22 protein-coding genes are annotated in these 20,075 nt (G+C 64.8%); 10 read left to right on the forward strand and 12 right to left on the reverse strand.

The window, feature by feature from the left end; all coding sequences use genetic code 11:
- Nucleotides 1–15: 15 nt before the first annotated feature.
- The 5 genes from ACZ2GY_RS04415 to ACZ2GY_RS04435 all read right to left on the reverse strand — a co-directional run bounded on the left by ACZ2GY_RS04415 (nt 16) and on the right by ACZ2GY_RS04435 (nt 4,767).
- Nucleotides 16–801: an ABC transporter ATP-binding protein gene (locus ACZ2GY_RS04415; protein ID WP_277359525.1), complete on the reverse strand. Its 786-nt coding sequence runs from the start codon at nt 799–801 to the stop codon at nt 16–18.
- The gene (locus tag ACZ2GY_RS04420) at nt 798–1,811 is read right to left on the reverse strand and encodes an ABC transporter ATP-binding protein (RefSeq protein WP_404800759.1); all 1,014 of its coding nucleotides are present in this window, start codon (nt 1,809–1,811) and stop codon (nt 798–800) included. The genes ACZ2GY_RS04415 and ACZ2GY_RS04420 overlap by 4 nt, the downstream gene beginning before the upstream one ends.
- A gap of 101 nt (nt 1,812–1,912) precedes the next feature.
- A complete protein-coding gene (locus ACZ2GY_RS04425) occupies nt 1,913–2,896 on the reverse strand; it encodes a branched-chain amino acid ABC transporter permease (RefSeq protein WP_277359524.1) in 984 nt (327 codons plus the stop codon).
- A 12-nt stretch (nt 2,897–2,908) separates the two neighbouring features.
- Nucleotides 2,909–4,186: a branched-chain amino acid ABC transporter permease gene (locus ACZ2GY_RS04430; RefSeq protein WP_404800758.1), complete on the reverse strand. Its 1,278-nt coding sequence runs from the start codon at nt 4,184–4,186 to the stop codon at nt 2,909–2,911.
- 284 nt (nt 4,187–4,470) lie between these two features.
- The gene (locus ACZ2GY_RS04435; RefSeq protein ID WP_471673545.1) at nt 4,471–4,767 is read right to left on the reverse strand and encodes a GroES family chaperonin; all 297 of its coding nucleotides are present in this window, start codon (nt 4,765–4,767) and stop codon (nt 4,471–4,473) included.
- A 188-nt stretch (nt 4,768–4,955) separates the two neighbouring features.
- Here ACZ2GY_RS04435 and ACZ2GY_RS04440 point away from each other — a divergent pair, with 188 nt between their 5' ends.
- Nucleotides 4,956–5,807: a Bax inhibitor-1/YccA family protein gene (locus tag ACZ2GY_RS04440; protein ID WP_471673546.1), complete on the forward strand. Its 852-nt coding sequence runs from the start codon at nt 4,956–4,958 to the stop codon at nt 5,805–5,807.
- A 169-nt stretch (nt 5,808–5,976) separates the two neighbouring features.
- Here the strand turns inward: ACZ2GY_RS04440 and galK are convergent, their stop codons facing one another.
- Genes galK through ACZ2GY_RS04455 form a run of 3 tightly spaced genes read right to left on the reverse strand, consistent with a single transcriptional unit; the run spans nt 5,977 to nt 9,034 of the window.
- Nucleotides 5,977–7,119 (reverse strand): galactokinase, encoded by a 1,143-nt coding sequence (galK, locus tag ACZ2GY_RS04445; protein ID WP_471673114.1) that lies wholly within the window; start codon nt 7,117–7,119, stop codon nt 5,977–5,979.
- The gene (gene galT, locus ACZ2GY_RS04450; protein WP_471673115.1) at nt 7,116–8,252 is read right to left on the reverse strand and encodes a galactose-1-phosphate uridylyltransferase; all 1,137 of its coding nucleotides are present in this window, start codon (nt 8,250–8,252) and stop codon (nt 7,116–7,118) included. Before galT ends, galK begins: the two co-directional genes overlap by 4 nt.
- Nucleotides 8,249–9,034, reverse strand: a complete 786-nt coding sequence (locus tag ACZ2GY_RS04455; protein WP_471673116.1) for a DeoR/GlpR family DNA-binding transcription regulator — start codon at nt 9,032–9,034, stop codon at nt 8,249–8,251. Before ACZ2GY_RS04455 ends, galT begins: the two co-directional genes overlap by 4 nt.
- A 117-nt stretch (nt 9,035–9,151) precedes the next feature.
- Here ACZ2GY_RS04455 and ACZ2GY_RS04460 point away from each other — a divergent pair, with 117 nt between their 5' ends.
- From ACZ2GY_RS04460 to ACZ2GY_RS04470, 3 genes are read left to right on the forward strand one after another with little or no spacing between them, the layout of a single operon-like run.
- Complete coding sequence (locus tag ACZ2GY_RS04460) at nt 9,152–10,384, forward strand: AI-2E family transporter (RefSeq protein WP_471673117.1); 1,233 nt, start codon at nt 9,152–9,154, stop codon at nt 10,382–10,384.
- 56 nt (nt 10,385–10,440) lie between these two features.
- A complete protein-coding gene (gene ilvA / locus ACZ2GY_RS04465) occupies nt 10,441–11,637 on the forward strand; it encodes a threonine ammonia-lyase (protein ID WP_277359527.1) in 1,197 nt (398 codons plus the stop codon).
- A gap of 1 nt (nt 11,638) precedes the next feature.
- Complete coding sequence (locus ACZ2GY_RS04470) at nt 11,639–12,226, forward strand: rhomboid family intramembrane serine protease (RefSeq protein WP_471673118.1); 588 nt, start codon at nt 11,639–11,641, stop codon at nt 12,224–12,226.
- A gap of 9 nt (nt 12,227–12,235) precedes the next feature.
- On the opposite strand, the gene greA is transcribed toward ACZ2GY_RS04470, so the two are convergent.
- Entirely contained in the window at nt 12,236–12,730 is a 495-nt protein-coding gene (gene greA / locus ACZ2GY_RS04475; protein ID WP_056548871.1) for a transcription elongation factor GreA, read from the reverse strand.
- A gap of 216 nt (nt 12,731–12,946) precedes the next feature.
- Nucleotides 12,947–13,393, reverse strand: a complete 447-nt coding sequence (locus ACZ2GY_RS04480; protein WP_277359517.1) for a DUF4307 domain-containing protein — start codon at nt 13,391–13,393, stop codon at nt 12,947–12,949.
- 128 nt (nt 13,394–13,521) lie between these two features.
- On the opposite strand from ACZ2GY_RS04480, the gene mca reads away from it, so the two are divergent.
- Both mca and ACZ2GY_RS04490 read left to right on the forward strand, forming a co-directional pair.
- On the forward strand, nt 13,522–14,439 hold the full coding sequence (mca, locus tag ACZ2GY_RS04485; RefSeq protein WP_471673548.1) for a mycothiol conjugate amidase Mca: 918 nt from the start codon (nt 13,522–13,524) through the stop codon (nt 14,437–14,439).
- Nucleotides 14,440–14,500: 61 nt separating this feature from the next.
- On the forward strand, nt 14,501–14,875 hold the full coding sequence (locus tag ACZ2GY_RS04490) for a hypothetical protein (protein WP_277358842.1): 375 nt from the start codon (nt 14,501–14,503) through the stop codon (nt 14,873–14,875).
- Nucleotides 14,876–14,921: 46 nt separating this feature from the next.
- Here ACZ2GY_RS04490 and trhA read toward each other — a convergent pair whose 3' ends face one another.
- Nucleotides 14,922–15,674, reverse strand: coding sequence for a PAQR family membrane homeostasis protein TrhA (gene trhA / locus ACZ2GY_RS04495; RefSeq protein ID WP_277358843.1), 753 nt, complete (start codon nt 15,672–15,674; stop codon nt 14,922–14,924).
- Nucleotides 15,675–15,807: 133 nt separating this feature from the next.
- On the opposite strand from trhA, the gene ACZ2GY_RS04500 reads away from it, so the two are divergent.
- Both ACZ2GY_RS04500 and ACZ2GY_RS04505 read left to right on the forward strand, forming a co-directional pair.
- Nucleotides 15,808–16,569, forward strand: coding sequence for an isoprenyl transferase (locus tag ACZ2GY_RS04500; protein WP_327019700.1), 762 nt, complete (start codon nt 15,808–15,810; stop codon nt 16,567–16,569).
- 257 nt (nt 16,570–16,826) lie between these two features.
- The gene (locus tag ACZ2GY_RS04505) at nt 16,827–18,239 is read left to right on the forward strand and encodes a PhoH family protein (protein ID WP_404800731.1); all 1,413 of its coding nucleotides are present in this window, start codon (nt 16,827–16,829) and stop codon (nt 18,237–18,239) included.
- 20 nt (nt 18,240–18,259) lie between these two features.
- Here ACZ2GY_RS04505 and ACZ2GY_RS04510 read toward each other — a convergent pair whose 3' ends face one another.
- The gene (locus tag ACZ2GY_RS04510; protein ID WP_471673119.1) at nt 18,260–18,913 is read right to left on the reverse strand and encodes a hypothetical protein; all 654 of its coding nucleotides are present in this window, start codon (nt 18,911–18,913) and stop codon (nt 18,260–18,262) included.
- Nucleotides 18,914–19,062: 149 nt separating this feature from the next.
- Here ACZ2GY_RS04510 and ACZ2GY_RS04515 point away from each other — a divergent pair, with 149 nt between their 5' ends.
- Both ACZ2GY_RS04515 and ACZ2GY_RS04520 read left to right on the forward strand, forming a co-directional pair.
- A complete protein-coding gene (locus tag ACZ2GY_RS04515) occupies nt 19,063–19,566 on the forward strand; it encodes a prepilin peptidase (RefSeq protein ID WP_277358845.1) in 504 nt (167 codons plus the stop codon).
- A gap of 5 nt (nt 19,567–19,571) precedes the next feature.
- On the forward strand, nt 19,572–20,042 hold the full coding sequence (locus ACZ2GY_RS04520) for an NUDIX hydrolase (RefSeq protein ID WP_471673120.1): 471 nt from the start codon (nt 19,572–19,574) through the stop codon (nt 20,040–20,042).
- Nucleotides 20,043–20,075: the final 33 nt, after the last annotated feature.

The raw sequence follows: 20,075 nt of genomic DNA on the forward strand, positions 1-20,075 counted from the left end.
CTCTACTGGCGTGAGCTACGCGGTGTCGGCGAGCGTCCCGAGATAAAGCTGGATAACCTTGGGGTCCTTCATGAGCTCGCGTCCGGTGCCGGTGTAGGCGTCCTTGCCCTGGTCGAGGACGTAGGCGCGGTCGCAGATCTGCAGGCACCGCCTGGCGTTCTGCTCCACCATGATGACCGAGACGCCGGCCCGGTTGATTTCATGGACACGGAGGAACGTCTCATCCTGTTTGACGGGGGAGAGACCGGCGGACGGCTCGTCAAGGAGTAGCACGGCCGGTTCCATCATGAGTGCCCTGCCCATGGCCACCATCTGCCGTTCACCACCCGAGAGAGACCCGGCGCGCTGGGCGCGCCGCTTGCCGAGCTCCGGGAAGAGGCCGGTGACAAAGTCGAAGCGTTCCTTGAAGTCCTTGGGCCGCTGGTACATGCCCATCTGAAGGTTCTCTTCGATGGTCAGGGTGGCGAAGACGTTATTGTTCTGCGGGACAAATCCCACACCCTTGCTGACCAGCTTGTTGGCTTTCAGGCCGGTGATGTCCTGGTCACGCACCACTACGGTGCCGGAGTGCACTTTCACAAGGCCGAACATTGCCTTCAGGAGAGTCGACTTCCCTGCGCCGTTGGGACCGATAATCCCGATAAGTTCACCCGACCGCGCTTCGATTGAGCAACCGTTCAGGATGTTGACGCCGGGCAGGTAGCCGGCCACTAGATCGGTGACCTTCACGACGGACTTGCCGGGCACTGACTCCGCGCCGTGGGCGCGCTGTGATCCTGCGGTTCCCGCTGCTTCGCTCATGGCCGCTTCTCCTCTGTTCCAGTGTCTCGGGCGGTGCCCTCAAGCTCGGTGATTCTGGCGTGGTCCAGGAGCCCCGCATTCTCTGTTCCCACCACAGACTCCTCGTCGTGGGAAAGCTCGGCCTCGAGCTTTTCCACGCCGTGGGAGTCGCCGAGGTCGACGTCGTGGTGAGCACCGAGATAGGCGTCGATGACCGCCGGATCCTTCATGACGACGTCGGGAGTTCCCTCCGCGACCACGCGGCCTTCCGCCATGACCACCACCCAGTCCGCAACGTGCCGGACCATGTGCATGTCATGTTCGACGAACAGGACACTCATGCCCTCTGCCTTCAGGTTCTTGATGTGGTCAAGCAGGGACTGGGTGAGTGCCGGGTTCACGCCTGCCATCGGCTCGTCAAGCATCACCAGGCGCGGCTTGACCATCAGGGCCCGTGCCATCTCCAGCAGCTTGCGCTGCCCGCCGGAGAGGGATGCGGCGTAGTCGTCAGTCTTGGCATCCAGCTTGAATTTCTTCAGCAGGACCTCGGCCTGGCCGGTGATCTCCTTCTCGCGGCCGCCCCACAGGCCCTTGAAGAGGGCTCGCGCGAGGCTCTCACCCGGCTGGTCTGTAGCGCCGAGGCGCATGTTTTCCATGACGGTGAGCTTGCCCATGATTTTGGTCAGCTGAAACGTGCGGACCATGCCGAGACGCGCCACTTTGTAGGGCGCGACGCCGGCCAGGGGCTGGCCGTCGAACGTCCATTCCCCGCTCTGCGGCGAATCAAACCCGGTGAGCAGATTGAACAGGGTCGTCTTGCCTGCGCCATTGGGGCCGATGAGCGCGGTGATCTTGTTCCGCGGGATCTCGAGGTACTCAACATCGACGGCGTTGACGCCTCCGAAGCTCCGGGTGACGTTCTTCGCCGTGACAATCGGATCGCGCTTGCGGCAGCCCGGGCCGGGGGTGTCGTCGGTGATGGGCCGTGAATCAGTCATGTAGTCAATGCCATCCGCCGCGGGCCCGGGCATGGACCCGGCTGGCGATTGGGCTGAGCCGGAAACGGCATGTGCTGCGCGCCGTCCGCCTGGCTTTGCTGGGGGTTGCGGTGTCGGTTCCGCCGTGGGTTCACTCATGCGAACGCCAACTCCTTTTTGTTGCCGAGTACGCCCTGCGGCCTGAAGATCATGAGCAGCATGAGCGCAACACCCACCAGGATGTACCGGAGCTGACCGGCCTGGACGTTGGTGAGGAATGTGATGGCGCCGGTTTCGATGGCGCCGAAGAGCAGGCTCTGGGTGAGGGAGAGAACCACCCAGAAGATCATTGCGCCGATGACCGGACCAAGCACGGTGGCCATGCCGCCGAGCAGCAGCACGGTGTAGAGGAAGAACGTGAGCTCCGTCGCGTAGTTCGCCGGCTGCACGGCCCCGCGGGGGATGGTGAAGATCATCCCCGCAACCGTGCCCATCAGACCACCGATGATCAGCGCCTGCATCTTGTACGCGTAGACGTTCTTGCCGAGGGAACGCACAGCGTTCTCGTCTTCGCGGATACCCTTCAGCACCCGTCCCCACGGACTGCGCATGAGCAGCCACACGGACAGGCAGGCCAGGGCAACGATCGTCCAGCCCACCACCCTGATGAAAAGCCCGTCCGCGTTCATGCCGACCGGACCGATGTTGTAGGCACCCTCGGGGAACGGGTTCAGCGCGAAGAACCCGTTCTCGAAACCTCCGGCGAGGCCGTTGGCTGAGCCGGTGACGTTCGTGAGGCTGTTGGTCGTCACCACATAGCGGATGATTTCCGCTGCAGCGATGGTCACGATGGCAAGGTAATCTGCGCGCAGGCGCAGGGTGGGAATGCCGAGCAGGATCGCGAAGACCACTGAAGCCAGCAGCGCTATCAGTACTGCGACCGGAAGCGGCGCACCGAAACTGAGGGTCGGGATAGCGAAGCCGTACGCGCCGACCGCCATGAAACCTGCCTGTCCGAAGTTGAGCAGCCCGGTATAGCCAAAGTGCACTGCGAGACCGAGCGCCGCCAGCGCGTAGGCCGCCGTCGTCGGGCTGATGATCTCGCCGAAGGCGAGGGCAAGAATATTTCCGAAGTCCATTTCAGGTGGCCCCTAACCTACGCGCTCTCGACGGCCGAGGATGCCCTCTGGCTTGAAGAGAAGAACAATGATCATGATGAGCAGAGCGCCGACGTACTTGAGGTCAGCCTCCAGCCAGATGGTGGACACTTCGACGAAGAGGCCAACGATAAGCGAGCCGACAAGGGCGCCGAAGACTGTACCCAGCCCGCCGAGGACCACGCCCGCGAAGATCAGCAGCAAAATCTGCTGGCCCATATTGAAGGAGACACCGGGGCGGTAGTAGGCCCAGAGGATGCCGCCGAGGGCCGCGAGTGCTCCGCCGACCACCCAGACCAGCCGGATAACGCGGTCGACGTCGATTCCTGATGCAGCTGCCAGCGCCGGGTTGTCAGCGACCGCCCGGGTTGCCTTGCCGATCCGCGTACGCAGGAGCAGGAACGCGATGAGCAGGATGACAACGAGGCTGGTGATCAGCGACGTCAGGTTGTTCTGCGAGATGGATACCGGCCCGAAGTCGAGGATGCGGCCCTGTGCGCCTGGAAGTTGCTGCGTTGCACCGCCGAAGAAGAACTGGATGATGTAGCGCAGGGCCAGGGCGAGACCGATGCTGACGATCATCATCGGGATGAGCCCGGAGCCCCGTTTCCTCAGCGGCTTCCAGAGGCCCGCGTCCTGGACATAGCCCAGCGCACCTCCTGCGATGACGGCTAGGACGATTGCGAGGAACGCCGGCAGCCCGATGGCCGCGAAGGCGAAGGTCAGTACCGCCCCCGCCGTGACCATCTCTCCGTGGGCGAAGTTGGTGAGTCCGGTGGTGCCGAAGATCAGTGAGAGCCCGACCGCGCTCAGTGCCAGGAGAAGGCCGAAGCTGAGGCCGGCCACAGCGCGGTCGGCGAAGACGTTCCAGAAACTCGTGGTTTCCAGCACAATGCCCTCACCGAACAGGAAGAGCGTGGTGATGTTTGTGGTTCCGGCGAAGGTAACGGTGCGGGGGTTCTCCTGGCCTTCGGCCAGAGCGGCTCCCTCGGGGAGGGTGGACTCATCGAGTTCCACCTCGTAGGCACCCTGCTCCTCGACCTCAACAACCCAGCGGCCGTTTTCATCGGAGGTGGTTTCGCCTTCGAAACCCTCACCGGTGACCGTGATGCGGACGTCTGCAAGCGGACCCTCGGCGTTGCGCAGCACGCCGCTGATCCTGTTTTGGAATTCCCCGGCCTGGACGGAGGCGGGGGTCTGCATGTTCATGACAGGTGCAGCAACGGAGGCTGATGCTCCTGCAGCGGGTGCGCTCATGAAGCATGCGGCCATGAGGCCGGCAATCAGGATCAGTAGCCTCCTGCGCCATGCCGGCGTCGGCTTGGTTATCAAGTTATGAACCTCCACGATGGTGGCTTGTCCGTCGAGGTACGACGGCCTTACAGCCTGTGATCGAAGTCACTCAGTGTGGAGATTATGTTACCTGCGCTGTGTTACCACTTTTTGCCATACGGGGCCTGCCAGATAGCAATTGCATAACAACTGTTCGGCGGAGACTACCGGCGGGTAGCGCGAACGCCTTCGAGCGAGGAAACTGGGCCGGCGCCAGGGTGTGGCTAGAGGTAGAGGCCGGTGCCGGCGTCGTCGGTCTCTGGTTGCGCCACCGCATGGACGTCCCGTTCTCGCAGGAGGATGTAGTCGGTGCCGCCGACGTCGACCTCGGATTTCTCTTCAGGGTCGAACAGCACGCGGTCACCGCGCGAAACCTGCCGGACGCTGGGTCCGGCCGCGGCCACATCTGCCCACGCGAGCCGCTTACCCATCACCGCGGTGGCGGGAATGACAATGCCCGACGACGAGCGCCGCTCGCTGCTGTCCTTGTCCAGGGTGACCAGGAGGCGGTCGTGCAGCATCTTCAGCGGCAGTGCGTCGGGCAGGGGAGCTTTCGCTGCAGGGAGGTTTGGCACGCCGACAGTCTACCGTTGGCGCTCTCCAGCCGCGGGTAGAGCCGGCTGGGCGGTTCAGGAACAAAACGGCGTGGAATCCGTTGATATTGGTAGGGTTGAACAATCTCAGCCCCCAGATGGAGGACTACATCACAATGGCACTCGGCGGTAACCCGGTATTCAACGGTAAGAACTTCCGTACCGCTGCCCGCGGCGACAATCCGGCAGCGTACGGTTCAACAGCTTTGGCCGGTCAAACGGTCATGAACCAGCAGCAGCTGGAGCACCTCTACAACCAGCCTTCGGCAGGTCCGGCGGAGACCGGCCGCATGACGTTCGACGACGTAATCGTCAAGACCATCGCCACCATCGGCATGGTGCTGATCGGCGCGGCGGTTCCTGCGTTCCTGTTCCCGTCACTGGCGCCCCTGCTGATGATCGTCGGCCTGATCGGCGGCTTCGTCCTGGGCCTCGTCAATGCGTTCAAGCGCGAGCCCGTTCCCGCGCTGATTCTCGGCTACGGCTTCCTTGAGGGCCTGTTCCTCGGCGGGCTCACCATGTTCCTCGAGGCGCAGTTCCCGAACATTGCCATGCAGGCTCTGCTGGGCACCCTGTCGGTGTTCGCCGTGACCCTCGTGCTCTTCAAGAGCGGCAAGGTCCGTGCAACCCCCAAGGCCATGAAGATCTTCATGATCGCCATGATCGGCTACGCACTGTTCAGCCTGGTCAACCTAGGTCTGATGGTCTTCGGCGTCAGCAACGACCCGTGGGGTCTGCGCACCGGCATCGAGATCGCCGGTATCCCGCTGGGCGTCATCATCGGTGTGCTGGCTATCGGCCTCGCCGCGTTCTCCCTGGTCATCGACTTCACCATGATCAGCGAGGGCGTCCGCAACGGCGCCGCCCGCAAGTACTCCTGGACGGCGGCCTTCGGCCTGACGGTCACCCTGGTGTGGCTGTACGTCGAGTTCCTGCGCATCATTGCGATCCTGCGCGGCAGCGAGTAAACGACACAGCGCTCTGACTTGGGTCTAACGAGGAAGGCCCCCGGCAACCGCCGGGGGCCTTCCTCGTTAAGGGGAAATTTTGCGCAGGTCCGGTGGGTTCAGCGCCGCTGAACCCACCGGACCTGCGCAAATCTTCCTGGGGTGGTTGGGTGGCGGTGGCGGAGAAACCTCAGGAAACCCGGCCGGCTCCGTCCGCCGGGGACACCGCGAAGATGGCCGGTTCGGTGAAACCCGCTGCGGCAAAGGCCGCCATCACTGCTGCGCCGACGCGGTCCAGATCCGCCAGTTGAACCAGCGCAATGGCCGAGCCGCCGAAGCCCCCGCCCGTCATGCGGGAACCCAGTGCACCGGCCTCGCGGGACGATTCAACGGCGAGGTCCAGCTCAGCACAGGAGATCTCAAAATCGTCCCGCATGGAGACGTGGCTCGCATCCAGCAACGGCGCAATCGCCCGTGGTCCTTCGTTACGGAGAAGCTCGACGGCAGCCTGCACCCGGGCGTTCTCCGTGACGACGTGCCGTACCCGCCGGAACGTCTCCTCGTCCAGCAGGCCGGATGCCTCCTCGAGGTCCTCTTCGCTGAGGTCGCGCAGCGCCGGAACGCCCATGACATCGGCACCGACTTCACAGGCACGACGGCGTGATGCGTAGCCGCCGGTTGCATGGGAATGACTTACCCGGGTGTCGATGACTAGGAGGGCCAAACCGTTCTCCTGCAACGGCAGGGGAACTAGCTCGGCGTGCTGCGTACGGCAGTCCAGGAACACCGCGTGTCCGAGCTTGCCCAGCAGCGACGCGGACTGGTCCATCAGGCCGGTGGGCGCGCCGACCATCTCGTTTTCGGCGCGTTGCCCGATGAGCGCGAGGTCCGAGCCGCTGAGACCGAGCCCGTACAGCTCATTGGCGGCGACCGCCACTGCGCACTCGATGGCGGCGGAGGAAGACAGGCCGGCTCCAACCGGAACTTGCGAGTCAATCAGCAGGTCCATGCCCATGACCGAATGGCCCGCCTGCCGCAGGGCCCACAGAACGCCCACCGGGTAGGCAGCCCAGCCTTCGACGTCGCCGGCAGCCAGTTCATCCAGATGGCTGATGATGACCTCGCCGGAGCCGGAGAAGGTCGAACTGACCCGGACGGTGGAGTCTTCCCGGACGGAAGCTGCCACCTGCGTGGCTCGGTCGATCGCAAACGGCAGCACAAACCCGTCGTTGTAGTCGGTGTGTTCGCCGATGACGTTCACGCGGCCGGGGGCGGCCCAGATGCCTGCGGGCGCATGCCCGAAGCGGTCCTCGAACTGCTGGCTGAGGGTCATGCTGTTACCTTCCCTGCTGGTGTTGCGGCGCGCAGGGTGGCGGCAACCTGCTCCGGAGTGGTGTCGTTGATGAAAGCACCCATTGCTGCTTCCGAGCCGGCGAGGAACTTCAGCTTATCCTCAGCCCTGCGGGGAGAAGTCAGCTGCAGGTGAAGGTAGCCGGCCTCGCGCAGGTCAGGAACCAGGGGCGCCTGATGCCACGCGGCAATGTAGGGGGTGGGGGTGCTGTAGATGCCGTCCACGCGGGCCAGCAGGTCGAGGTACAGCGTGGTCAGCTCGTCCTTTTCCTCGCCGGTCAGTGCGGCAATATCGGGAACGTGACGGTGCGGCACCAGGTGCACTTCCAGCGGCCAGCGTGCAGCGAACGGCACGTAGGCACTGAAGTGTGTGCCTTCAAGCACCATGCGCTCGCCGGATTCACGCTCGGACTTCAGCACGGAGCCCATCAGGGTGCCGCGCCCGTCGACGGCGTCAAAATAGCGCCGGGCAGCCTGCCCCATCAGCGCCGCGCGAGGCGGAACGAACGGATAGGCGTAGATCTGCCCATGCGGATGCAGCAGGGTCACCCCGATGTCCGCGCCGCGGTTCTCGAACGGGAAAACCTGCCGGATGCCTTCCATTGCGGACAACGCTTCGGTCCGGTGTGCCCACGCTTCGACGACGGTGCGAGCCCGCTCCGGCGGCAAGGACCCGAAGGAGCCCTCGTGGGAGGAATCGAACGCGACCACTTCGCACCGTCCGAAGGCCGTCGTCGTCGTGCCCCAGCCTGTGCTGGCGGGCTGGAGGTCCGGCAGCGCACCGAGCGCGGGTCCAAAGGAGGAGAAGCGGTTCTCAAAAACGACAACCTCGTAGTCGGAGGCGGGAACTTCGGACAGGTTGCCGGCTGTGGAGGGGCACAGCGGACACTGGTCCGCGGGGGGCAGGTGGGTGCGCGTTTGCCGGTGTGCGGCCACGGCCGTCCATTCGCCGGTCAGGGGGTCGTAGCGTACGTCTCCCGTACCGCCGCGGGGCGGGAGACCACGGGAATCGGCGACGGCGGCAGGGTCGCGGTGCAGTGCCGCCGCCTCCTCGCTGGCGTCGAAATAGATCAGCTCGCGTCCGTCGGATAAGCGGGTGGGGGTTACCTGGGTCATGGGGTGTCCTGGGGTTTGGGGGATGGGCCGGTTGGGGGAGTGAGGATGCTCGTTGTCCGGGCGTAGCGCGGGTCATCCGGCTCGGAGTCGGTCACAATGCAGTGCACCCGCTCGATCCCAGTGATGCGGGCAAGGCTCACCGTGCCGAACTTGGTGGAGTCAGCCAGAACGACCAGCCGACCGCACTGCTCGGCAAATGCACGGTTTGTGTCCGCCTCGGCAAGATTGGGGGTGGTGATCCCGGCCTGGGCGTCCACGCCGTGGGCACCCATGAAGCACAGGTCCACGTTGAAGGACCGGACGGTGGCTGCGGCAATGGGCCCTACCAGCGCTTCGGAAGGTGAGCGCTCACCGCCGGTCAGCAGGACGGTCACGCCAGGTGTTGCAGCCCGGTGCAGCTTCTCGGCGGCGGGCACGGAATTGGTAAGGATGGTCAGGGGCCCGGAGAGGTGCTCGACCAGGCGGTAGGTGGTGGTTCCGCCGGTGAGCGCCACGGTCATGCCCGGTTGGATGAGGGCTGCCGCCGTTGCGGCAATGGACTCCTTGGCCTCGATGCGCTGGTCTGCGTTGACACCGAATCCGGGTTCGATTGCACTGAGTGCGGTCCGGGATGCTGCGCCGCCGTGGACCTTGCGCAGTGCGCCGGCGGAATCGAGCACGTCGATGTCCCGCCGGATGGTCATTTCCGAGACCCCCAAGGCCTCGGCCAGCTCGCCGACGCGGACCGTCCGCCGCACGCCGAGCTTCGCAAGAATGGCAGCATGCCGGTCGGCAGCGAGCATCAGCGGACTCCGTAGGTTGGCGGAAGAAAAGACACTTAACAAAATACAACGGTTTCGAACAAATTCAAACAGTTGGCCGAAAATGGTTCTGTCAGACGGTTGTGAAAAGATTGAGGCATGACGCGTCCTTCGCGGCGGAAAACGCAGCAGTCCTTCTCGAACGGCCTTGTTGCGCCCTCGGGCCGGTCTGCCGGCGAGGATGTCCCCTATGCGTTGAGGATCGGGGCGGCCTGGGCGTGGCGCGTCGGCCTGATTCTTGTGGTGTCTGCTGCGGTGCTGTGGCTGATGAGCCAGATTTCACTGCTGGTCATTCCCCTGATGATTGCGGGCCTCCTTTCGAGTCTCCTGCTGCCGGCGGTGACCTTCCTGCGCGCACGCAAAGTGCCGGGGGGAATCGCCGTTTCCGTCATCGTTCTCGGATTCCTGCTCGCCGTGGCCGCCACCCTTTCCCTGGTCGGGCAGCAGCTCGCCGTGGGGTTCGCTTCACTCTGGGACGAGGCGCTGGCGGGGATCGAGCAGGTGCAGGAGTGGCTCTCCGACGGTCCACTGGACCTCACCTCGTCACAGATTGACGGCTTCATCGAGGAAGTCGCCAATGCTGTGGACAACAACAGCGGGGTGATTGTCAGCGGAGCGCTTTCCTTCGGATCCGGTGCCGGCTACTTCCTGGCCGGACTGCTGCTCACGGTGTTTGCGCTGATCTTCTTCCTGCACGACGGCGACACCATCTGGCGCTTCATCGCCGGCCTCGCACCGCGGCGCGCCCGGGCGGCGATCGCGGGTGCCGGCCGCCAGGGCTGGACCTCGATGGCCAACTACGTCCGGGTGCAGATTCTCGTTGCTTTCATTGACGCTGTCGGAATCGGTCTGGGAGCCGCCATCATTGGCGTGCCGCTCGTTCTTCCGTTGACGGTTTTGGTCTTCCTGGGTTCGTTCATACCCATTCTCGGCGCGCTCTTCACCGGCATGGTGGCTGTCCTGCTGGCCCTGGTGGCCAATGGATGGGTCAACGCACTGGTGATGCTCGCCATCGTGCTGCTGGTGCAGCAGGTGGAAGGGCATATCCTGCAGCCGTTCGTCATGGGCCGCGCCGTCTCGCTGCACCCCCTCGCAGTGGTGCTGGCGGTTGCGGGCGGTTCCCTCGTTGCCGGCGTTGCCGGCGCCTTGTTTTCCGTACCGCTGTTGGCGATCCTCAACACGGTTGTTCGTTATATAGCGGGCCGCACCTGGGAGACGGATCCTGCCCTCGGTGCGCCCGCGGGACACCCCGGCCCGGGCTCTGTCCCTGCACCCTACTCATCCGGTGAACCACTTGGGCCGGAACCCTCCACGAAAGAAGCGTCAACGTGACCACGGATCTCGCCCAGCTGGCAGTGACCCTCGAGGACGTCCTCGAAGCTCAGAAAATGCTCGACGGCGTCATTGCGTACACGCCGATCGAAGACTCCCGCGCACTTGGCAGGCTGACCGGTGCCAGGGTTTCGCTCAAATGCGAGAACCTGCAGCGCGCAGGTTCCTTCAAGGTGCGCGGCGCCTACACGCGGATGGCCAGGCTTTCCGCGGAGGAGCGGGCACGCGGCGTGGTCGCAGCCTCGGCCGGCAACCATGCCCAGGGCGTGGCTGTGGCAGCCGCCCGGCTTGGCATCAAGGCACGCATTTACATGCCTCTCGGTGTGGCGCTGCCGAAGCTCGCGGCAACCCGCGGGCATGGTGCGGAGGTGGTGCTCCACGGGCACAACGTGGATGAAGCACTGACCGAGGCAAAACGGTACGCGGATGAGCACGGTGCTGTCTTTGTCCACCCGTTCGACAACGTGGACGTGGTGGCCGGGCAGGGGACAATCGGCCTCGAAATCCTCGAGCAGGTTCCGGACGTTGACACCATCCTCATGGGGGTTGGCGGCGGCGGGCTGCTGGCAGGTGTCTCAGTTGCCGTCAAGGCCCGTGCCAGGGAGCTGGGCCGGGAGATCCGCGTGATCGGCGTGCAGGCGGAGAACGCAGCCGCCTATCCGCCGTCGCTCGCAGCGGACGCCCTCGTGCCGCTGCAGAAGGTTTCCACGATTGCGGATGGCATTGCCGTGGGCCGGCCGGGGCAGCTTCCGTTCTCGATCATCCGCGAACTCGTCGACGACGTTGTCACGGTGAGCGAGGATTCCCTTGCCCGCGCGCTGATCTTCCTGCTGGAGCGCTCCAAGATGGTGGTGGAGCCGGCCGGCGCGGTGGGCGTCGCGGCACTGTTGGATGGAAAACTGACGGAAAACGGGGCCAACCCGGGGAACACCGTCGTCGTGCTTTCCGGCGGCAACATTGACCCCATGCTGATGCTCAAGGTCATCCAGCGCGGCCTCGCTGCTGCAGGCAGGTATCTGGTGGTGCGGATGCTGCTCGATGACCGGCCCGGTTCGCTGGCCACCATTTCCCGCATCATTGCGGAGTCTGACGCCAACGTGACCGGTGTGGATCACACGCGGGTGGGTGGCTCGATCAGCATGGGGGACGTGGCGATCACCATCAACATGGAGACGAAGGGCGAGGAACACTGCGAGCAGGTGCTGAACAACCTGCGCGCAGAGGGCTTCCAACCCGTCGTCATCCAGGGCTGACATGCTGGCGAAGCGGGCGCGGGGTGCGTTAACGACTGTCGTCGGCTTCGCTGCCCTGCTGTGGATTGTGCATCTGGTCAACACGGCCACCGGTTTCTTCCTGATCCGGCTGCTGGGCATTGTGCCGCGGGAAGTGGAGGGGCTGGACGGCGTGCTGTTCGCGCCGCTGCTGCACGCGGATGCCGGACACCTGTTCAGCAATACGCTGCCGCTGCTGGTCCTGGGGTTTCTGGCGTTCCTGGAGGGCGCCCGGCGTTTCGCCGTGGCAGTCGGGGCAAGCTGGCTGGCCTCCGGGCTGGGCGTGTGGATCTTCGGCGGCGGAGTGACCATCGGTGCGTCCGGGCTGGTCTTCGGCCTGTTTGCCTACCTGCTGGTCCGCGGCTTCTACAACCGGGACTGGAAGCAGATCCTGCTCGCTGGGCTGCTCTTCCTGATGTACGGCTCGCTGCTCTGGGGCGTGCTGCCGCAGTTCGGCTCGAACCTCTCCTGGCAGGCCCACCTCTTCGGGGCTCTCGGCGGAGTCCTGGCTGCGCTGATACTGAAGCGGCGGCCGGCCCCGTCAGGGACCGACCGCCTCAGCGCTAGTTGAGAAGTACAGCTAGCCCGCGTAGGGCTTAGCCGACAGGACCTCGACGGTGATTTCCTTGCCGTTGGGCGCGGTGTACTTCACGGTGTCTCCGGCCTTGTGACCCTGGATCGCTGCGCCCAGCGGGGACCTCTCGCTGTAGACGTTGAGATCCGTGTCCCCGGCTACTTCCCGGCTGCCCAGGAGGAAGGTCTCCTTGTCTCCGGCGATGTTCGCCTCGACCAGCATGCCCGGCTCAACAATGCCGTCATCTGCCGGGGACTCGCCCACGTGTGCGTTGTTCAGCAGTTCGGTCAGCTGCCGGATGCGGGCCTCGGCCTTGCCCTGCTCTTCCTTGGCTGCGTGGTAGCCGCCGTTCTCCTTGAGGTCACCCTCAGAGCGGGCCTGCTCAATGCGGGAAACGATCTCGGTGCGGCCTGGGCCGGACAGGTGGTCCAGCTCAGCCTTAAGGCGGTCGTAGGACTCCTTGGTGAGCCAGGCGACGGATGCGCTGTTGGTGGACACGATATCTCCTTAGGTACGTCGAAGCCCTCAAGCGGGATTCGGCTGCGGCCTTTGCCGTGATGCGCGCATCTACAAGCAAAGACCCCGCCTGCGTGATGGCCTCTTCTCCTGAAGTACTTCAGTAGGAACCAACCGCGGGGCGGGGCGGAACGTATCAGTCCATTATAGACAGCAAGCTTCAAATACCCAATAACCGGGCGGATTCTGGATCAGTGACAATCAGGATTCCTCAAGGAGCCAGCAGGCGTTGACGCCGCCGCTGACCCCCTGAGACTCGGTGCGGACCGTGGTGCTGTGGGACGAGGTGCCACCGTCAACGGATTGGGAGTTGGTGGGCGGGATGGTCACCACGGTCCAGCCCACGATGGCGTAGGACTGGTTCAGTACCTGCACAGCGCACTGCGCCGTGGCGCCCGGATCCTTGGTGACCTCATAGTCCACGCGGGCCACGGCGGGGCCTTCAATGCTGAAGCCTACGTCCTTTGATGAAACCTCCGGCGTACCGGCGAAGATACTGAAAACACCCGTGGCAACCACCGCTGAAGCCAGGGCGAACCAGATCAGCCAGCGCTTGTGCCGGCGAGCAAGCCCGGTGGCGGGCCGCTGCGGCTTGGGGGCGCCGTAGCGATTGGCTACTCTTGGTACTGGCGCGTGGTCGGTGCTCATCGGTTCCAAGTTTACCAACCGGTGCGTAGGTGAATTTCCGTCATTTTCCAGCCGGCGCCCTGACCGGGGCCGCTTGCCTAGTCACACCAGGAAAGATTCAGGAGCATTCAGTGCCCAGCCCGGAGCAAATTCCAGCTACTCCTTCAGGAAATCCAGAGAACGACGGCGGCTACCGCCTTCTCGCGGTGCATGCGCACCCCGATGACGAGTCGAGCAAGGGCGCGGCCACCATGGCCAGCTACGTCGCAGCCGGAGTGTCCGTGATGGTGGCCACCTGCACCGGCGGCGAGCGCGGCGACATCCTGAATGCGCAGATGGCCGACGTGCCGCATGCGGCCCGCGACCTCGCGGGCCTGCGGCGCCTGGAGATGGCTGAGGCAGCAGCGGCGCTCGGAGTGGAACACCGCTGGCTAGGATTCGTTGACTCGGGACTGCCGGAGGGGGACCCGCTTCCGCCGCTGCCGCCCGGTTGCTTCGCGCTGCAGCCTCTCGAGCGGGCAGCCGCGCCGCTGGTGAAGCTGGTCCGGGAGTATCGGCCGCACGTGATCCTGAGTTATGACGAGAACGGCGGGTACCCGCACCCGGACCACATCATGGCGCACCGGGTAGCGGTTGAGGCGTACGAGGCCGCGGGGGACCCGTCCCGCTATGCCGGTCTTGGCGAGCCGTGGAATCCGCTGAAGCTCTACTATGACCGCGCGTTCAATCCGGAGCGGTTCCGTGCCCTGCACTTCGCGCTGGAGGAGGCCGGCCTGCAGTCGCCCTACGCAGAACGGATCGCGGCCTGGCTGGAGGCGGACGCCGAAGGCCACCAGCCCGCGCGGCCAACGCATCCCACCACGACGCAGATCGACTGCGGCGATTTCTTCGAACACCGGGAACGCGCACTGCTCGCTCACCGCACGCAGGTGGACCCGGCGGGCTTCTTCTTTGCGGTCTCCTCTGAGCTGCAGCGCAAGGTCTGGCCGTGGGAGGACTACTCGCTGATCTCCTCCCGTGTGCCGCAGGAATTGCCTGAAACGGACTTCTTCGCGGGCATAGAATAATTTTGTGGCCGTCTGCCTGTGGCATCGATGCCATGTCTCCTCGTGAAAGTGGTGCTCTGGAGTGTTCTCCCTGCTGAATCTGGCCGCAACCGTGACCCCGGCGCCCGGTGATGAACCCTCACTGCGCCCCGGTCTTGATCCGGCCGATGTAACCCCCGGATTGCTCGGGTTCCTGGCAACTCTCTTCCTGGTGATCGCAGTGATCTTCCTGATCCGTGACATGACCCGCAGGATCCGCCGTGTGCGCTACCGGGAGATGGCACTCCTTGAGGAAGAGGAAGCCCGGCAGGCGGAAGAGATTCGGCAGAGTCGGCCGCTCGAGCATCGCGGGGAAGCGCGCCGGGCGGAGGCCGCGGACGAGCCGTCCCGGACACCGCCCACAGGTCCTGCTGAACGCGGTACTCCCGGCGGCAAGTATGGGCCGGACGCGCCCTAAACCTTGGCTGGCCTGCTCCGCTTCGACGCTTCGCTGAGCGGCCCGCTCAGCGAAGCGGGTTGAGCACCGCGATCAGGATGGCGATGAAGTGGGCGGCGAACGCTGCGACGGTGAACGCGTGGAACAGTTCGTGGAAGCCGAACCAGTGCGGACTGGGGTTGGGCCGCTTGAGCCCATAGATCACCGCACCGGCAATGTAGAACACTCCGCCGACCAGGATGAGCACGGTGGCCGGCACGCTCGCGGCGAGGAAGTCCGGCAGGAACAGCAGTGCCGCAAGGCCGAGGGCGATGTAGATGGGCACGTAGAGCCAGCGCGGCGCATTGACCCACAGCACGCGGAACAGCACGCCCGCAATGGCTCCGCACCAGATCAGCCAGAGCAGGAAGGTGGCTTTGTCCTGCGGCAGCAGCGCCCAGGAAAGCGGCGTATAGCTGCCAGCGATGACCAGCATGATGTTGGTGTGGTCCAGACGTTTGAGCACCGCCTTGGTGCGGGGCTGCCAGTTGCCGCGGTGGTAGACGGCGCTCACGCCGAAGAGCAGGACACCGGTGAACGCGTAGATCGCGGAGGTGACTTTTCCTGCCGGAGTGGGTGCCAGGACAACAAGCACGATCCCGGCGGCGATAGCCAGGGGAGTGGCTCCGAGGTGGATCCATCCCCGCCACTTCGGCTTGATGTTCAGCGCGTCTGCAGCGCGTTCGACGGCGTATTCCACGGGGCCGTCAACGGGTGCCGATTCGTCCGGTTGCCGGCGAGGATTGGGTGCACCGGCTGGAGGAGAAACGCGTCGGCTCATGACCCGAATTCTATCTGACCGGCTCATAAGTTACTAACGGGTAACAACCGCCGCACCCCACACAGCGGGGCTCGTGCCGGTACGGTAGGAACTGAATCTCACTAGCTGATCGGAAGGACGGGTGGGCGCTGCCGTGATGTTTCCCTCGTTTGCCTACAACTTCTACGAGCGCAAACTCCAGCGGTCACTGGCAGCCGACCGCATCCCCCACCACATCGGCGTCATGGTGGACGGCAACCGCCGCTGGGCTAAGCTCGCCGGCGCACCGACGCAGCACGGCCATCAGGCCGGCGCGGACAAGATCCTCGAGTTCCTCGGCTGGTGCCGGGAGCTCGGCGTCGAAATGGTCACGCTCTACATGCTGTCCACGGACAACATGAGCCGCTCGGCGGAGGAAATCGAGCAGCTTCTGGACATCATCGGGAACACCCTCGACCGCCTGGGTGAAACGCGGGCAGTTCGCGTCCAGCCGGTCGGCGCTCTCGATCTCCTTCCGGAACACCTCGCGGTCAAGGTCACTGAGCTCGCCGAACGCACCGCGTGCATTGAAGGGCTGCACGTCAATGTCGCAGTCGGTTACGGCGGGCGCCGTGAGATTGTCGACGCCGTCAAGGAACTGCTGATGCACGCGGACTCCGAGGGCGCATCGCTGGCCGATGTCGCCGGGAACCTGTCGGTCGGACAGATTTCCGAGTACCTGTATACGCGCGGCCAGCCGGACCCGGACCTCGTGATCCGCACCTCGGGCGAGCTGCGGCTTTCCGGCTTCCTCATGTGGCAGAGCGCGTACAGCGAGTTCTACTTCTGCGAGGCGCTCTGGCCGGACTTCCGGCGGGTCGATTTCCTTCGCGCGCTGCGCGATTACGGACGCCGGCAGCGCCGATTCGGCGGGTAGCATTCCTTCCGCATTTCGTCACCCAAAATTCACGCGACACGCACGCATTGCCGGTGCCGCCGTCGTCGTTCGCGGGCGTAATGTCTGTTGCAACAGCAGGCACCCGCCGGCTGTTCGGGGAGGCCACCTATGCAGGCACCGTGCTCACCAGCACCGGTTCTGAAAAGGGGAGGCCGTGCGCGGCCTTCTGGCCGGCCCGCCTCACCCAAGCCCTAGATTATTCTCGGGCGTTCCTCGCCCGGGGAAGTGGAGTTGAAGTGGCCACATCTCGCACAACCCAGCGATCCGCAACCGATACGCCCAGCAACACCAAGGCCCGCCCGGCCGCGCAGGACGAACAAGTCCTCGCAGCGGCGGGCCTTTCTGCTGTCGAGAGTCTCGGCAGCCGCAGCTACGTCCTGGATACCTCGGTACTGCTGTCGGATCCGCGGGCCATCACACGCTTCGCGGAACATGAGGTGATCCTGCCGATCGTGGTGATCACCGAACTCGAAGGCAAACGCCACGATCCCGAGCTGGGCTTCTTCGCACGCAAGGCCCTGCGGCTCCTGGATGAGCTGAGGGTGCAGCACAACGGGCTGAATCAAGCTATTCCGCTGGGAACCGAGGGCGGAACGCTCCGGGTGGAACTCAATCACGTGTCCACCGAGGTGCTGCCGGTCGGCTTCCGCAGCGGCGACAATGACTCCCGGATCCTTGCCGTGGCCAAGAACCTTTCGGACGAGGGCCGCAACGTCACGGTGGTGTCCAAGGACCTGCCGATGCGCGTGAAGGCTTCCGCGATGGGGCTGCAGGCGGATGAGTACCGCAATGAGCTCGTCAAGGATTCCGGCTGGACGGGAGTTGCGGAGCTGGACACCCTGGACGACGACGTCGACACCCTCTATGCGCATGAGCCCGTCTTCCTGCCGGACGCCGCGGAACTGCCCGCAAACACCGGGGTCATCCTCCACTCCGGGAAGGGTTCAGCCCTTGGCCGGGTGGGCGCCGACAAGCAGGTGCGGCTGGTCCGGGGGGACCGCGACGTCTTCGGGCTGCATGGCCGGTCCGCCGAACAGCGGCTCGCCATTGACCTGCTGATGGATCCCGAGGTGGGCATCGTGTCCCTCGGTGGGCGTGCAGGCACCGGAAAGTCAGCACTGGCGCTGTGTGCCGGTCTCGAAGCTGTCCTTGAGCGGCAGGAGCACCGCAAGGTGGTGGTGTTCCGGCCGCTGTACGCCGTGGGCGGCCAGGAGCTGGGCTACCTGCCGGGCGGCGAGAGCGAGAAAATGAACCCCTGGGCGCAGGCGGTCTTCGACACCCTCGGGGCGCTGGTCTCGCAGGAGGTGGTGGAGGAAGTCATGGACCGCGGCATGCTGGAGGTCCTGCCGCTCACCCATATCCGCGGCCGGTCCCTCCATGATTCCTTTGTGATCGTGGACGAGGCGCAGTCGCTCGAGAAGAACGTGCTCCTCACGGTGATGAGCCGGATCGGGCAGAACTCCAAGATTGTCCTCACTCACGACGTAGCGCAGCGGGACAATCTGCGGGTGGGCCGGCATGACGGCATTGCCGCCGTCGTCGAGACGCTCAAGGGGCATCCGTTGTTCGGTCACATCACGCTGACGCGTTCCGAGCGCTCGCCGATCGCCGCACTGGTGACGGACCTGCTGGAGGGTGCCGAAATCTAGGGCTTGCGTTCCGTGGCGGGTCAGCCGACCTGCCACGGAATGTGGTCGCGTACGTCGGTGAGCGTGGGTGGGGCGTCGGTGAACAAATCATCAACCATGTACTCATCCACTCCACTGATGGCCAGCCGGTGGCCGCAGCCTGCGAGTTCGCCGTCGAGCGCTGTTGTTGAGACGCAGATTGCTGTGGCGACGTCCACCAGCACCCGGGTTCGGCCTGTTCCAATGAGCGGGCGGCCCGGCGTGAATGGCTGGTAGGAGATGTTCGGGGTGGCGGTGGCGGCGAGAACACGGCGGCCCTCGTGGACGTCTTCGCTGATGTCCTCGAGTTCAACGCGGTTCGCGAACGGCGTCTCATACGGCACCGGAGCATCCCCCGCGAGTTCCACGGGGTCAAGCATGGCGGACCAACGCGGGTCACCGAACGCCGGTTCCCCGTAGGCGGCTTTGGGGCGGCGGTGGACGTACCCGGTTTCGTTGTAGACCGGGCTGACGAGGTTCGGGGCGACGAGCCAGGAACTCTTGCTCGCACTGACGTAGAACGAGTCTCGGGAATGCTCGTTGCCGGTGCTGCTGTGGAGGAGGGCTCCCTCAGCTGTCTCAACCCTCAGTGCCTGCGGCCGGCGCACCCAGGCGCGCAGCGGATCCGACTCCCCGTCGGTGCTGATCCAGGACACGGAGAACCGTACCGTTTCCCAGCGCCACGGCGAGGAACGGCAGAGGGATCGGAAGAGGCTCGCCGGGTTCAAACCGCTTGAGGCGGACATATCCACAGTGTAAGCCAGGCGTTTCAGTTCCCGGCGCCGGATTCGGTTACGGTAGGCAGATGCTGGCGCTGATGGGGGAGTACTGGGACACCGCGCCCGTTGCGTTCTGGCTGTGCGCCCTTGCGCTGGCGCTGCTCGCGGTGATCGGGATCTGGCTCAGCGTCATCGATATCCGAACCCACCGGCTGCCTAACCGGATCATCTTTCCCTCCTATCCGGCGGCCGGTGTACTGCTCATAGCTGCGGCGCTCGCGGCACAGGACTGGGGCCGGCTGGTGTCCCTTGCCGGCGGGGCGGCTGTGCTGTGGGTGTTCTACTTCATCCTGCGCCTGATCTACCCGGCCGGTATGGGCTTCGGTGATGTGAAGCTTGCCGGGGTGCTGGGCCTGTATCTCGGCTTTGTGGGTTGGTCCTTCCTGCTGTGGGGCACTTTCGCGGCCTTCCTCCTCGGCGGACTGTGGGGTGTTCTCCTCATCATCAGCCGGAGAGGTAACGCCAAGACGGCCATCCCGTTCGGGCCGTTCATGATCGTCGGGGCAGGACTGGTCCTCGCACTAGGCTGAGGAATATGCCTACCCCCGAGTTCGTCCAGGACCTGCGTTCCAAGATCGGCCATGATCCGCTGTGGCTTCCCGGAGCAGCGGCGGTGGTGTATGACGACGACGGCCGCGTCCTGCTCGGACGTCGAGCCGACACCGGCCAGTGGACCCTCATCACCGGGATGATTGAGCCGGGCGAAGAGCCCGCCCCGGCCATTGTCCGTGAGGTGCAGGAGGAGACCGGCGTGTCAGTCGAGGTTGAGCACCTGGTGAGTGTCGACGTCGTCGGGCCGGTGATTTTCCCGAATTCCGACGTCTGCAGGTTCCTGAGCCTGGTGTTCCGGTGCCGGTACCTTTCCGGTGAGGCGCGCGTGAATGACGACGAGTCCATGGACGTGCGGTGGTTCTCACTCGATGACCTTCCGGAGCTGAACCCGTTGCACCGCAAGCACGCCGAGAATGCACGCTACTCGACGGGTGTTCCCGACTTCGTGCGCTGACGCGGCGGGTTGCCTGCCGCCCGTGGGCCGGAA

Source organism: Arthrobacter sp. KKT183 (genome assembly GCF_055657625.1).

Excerpts from the sequence above, each read along its gene's own strand:
- ACZ2GY_RS04415 (WP_277359525.1), bottom strand. The coding sequence starts at position 801 with ATGAGCGAAGCAGCGGGAACCGCAGGATCACAGCGCGCCCACGGCGCG.
- ACZ2GY_RS04420 (WP_404800759.1), bottom strand. The coding sequence starts at position 1,811 with ATGCCCGGGCCCGCGGCGGATGGCATTGACTACATGACTGATTCACGG.
- ACZ2GY_RS04425 (WP_277359524.1), bottom strand. The coding sequence starts at position 2,896 with ATGGACTTCGGAAATATTCTTGCCCTCGCCTTCGGCGAGATCATCAGC.
- ACZ2GY_RS04430 (WP_404800758.1), bottom strand. The coding sequence starts at position 4,186 with ATGGCCGCATGCTTCATGAGCGCACCCGCTGCAGGAGCATCAGCCTCC.
- ACZ2GY_RS04435 (WP_471673545.1), bottom strand. The coding sequence starts at position 4,767 with ATGCTGCACGACCGCCTCCTGGTCACCCTGGACAAGGACAGCAGCGAG.
- ACZ2GY_RS04440 (WP_471673546.1), top strand. The coding sequence starts at position 4,956 with ATGGCACTCGGCGGTAACCCGGTATTCAACGGTAAGAACTTCCGTACC.
- galK (WP_471673114.1), bottom strand. The coding sequence starts at position 7,119 with ATGACCCTCAGCCAGCAGTTCGAGGACCGCTTCGGGCATGCGCCCGCA.
- galT (WP_471673115.1), bottom strand. The coding sequence starts at position 8,252 with ATGACCCAGGTAACCCCCACCCGCTTATCCGACGGACGCGAGCTGATC.
- ACZ2GY_RS04455 (WP_471673116.1), bottom strand. The coding sequence starts at position 9,034 with ATGCTCGCTGCCGACCGGCATGCTGCCATTCTTGCGAAGCTCGGCGTG.
- ACZ2GY_RS04460 (WP_471673117.1), top strand. The coding sequence starts at position 9,152 with ATGACGCGTCCTTCGCGGCGGAAAACGCAGCAGTCCTTCTCGAACGGC.
- ilvA (WP_277359527.1), top strand. The coding sequence starts at position 10,441 with ATGCTCGACGGCGTCATTGCGTACACGCCGATCGAAGACTCCCGCGCA.
- ACZ2GY_RS04470 (WP_471673118.1), top strand. The coding sequence starts at position 11,639 with ATGCTGGCGAAGCGGGCGCGGGGTGCGTTAACGACTGTCGTCGGCTTC.
- ACZ2GY_RS04480 (WP_277359517.1), bottom strand. The coding sequence starts at position 13,393 with ATGAGCACCGACCACGCGCCAGTACCAAGAGTAGCCAATCGCTACGGC.
- trhA (WP_277358843.1), bottom strand. The coding sequence starts at position 15,674 with ATGAGCCGACGCGTTTCTCCTCCAGCCGGTGCACCCAATCCTCGCCGG.
- ACZ2GY_RS04515 (WP_277358845.1), top strand. The coding sequence starts at position 19,063 with ATGCTGGCGCTGATGGGGGAGTACTGGGACACCGCGCCCGTTGCGTTC.
- ACZ2GY_RS04520 (WP_471673120.1), top strand. The coding sequence starts at position 19,572 with ATGCCTACCCCCGAGTTCGTCCAGGACCTGCGTTCCAAGATCGGCCAT.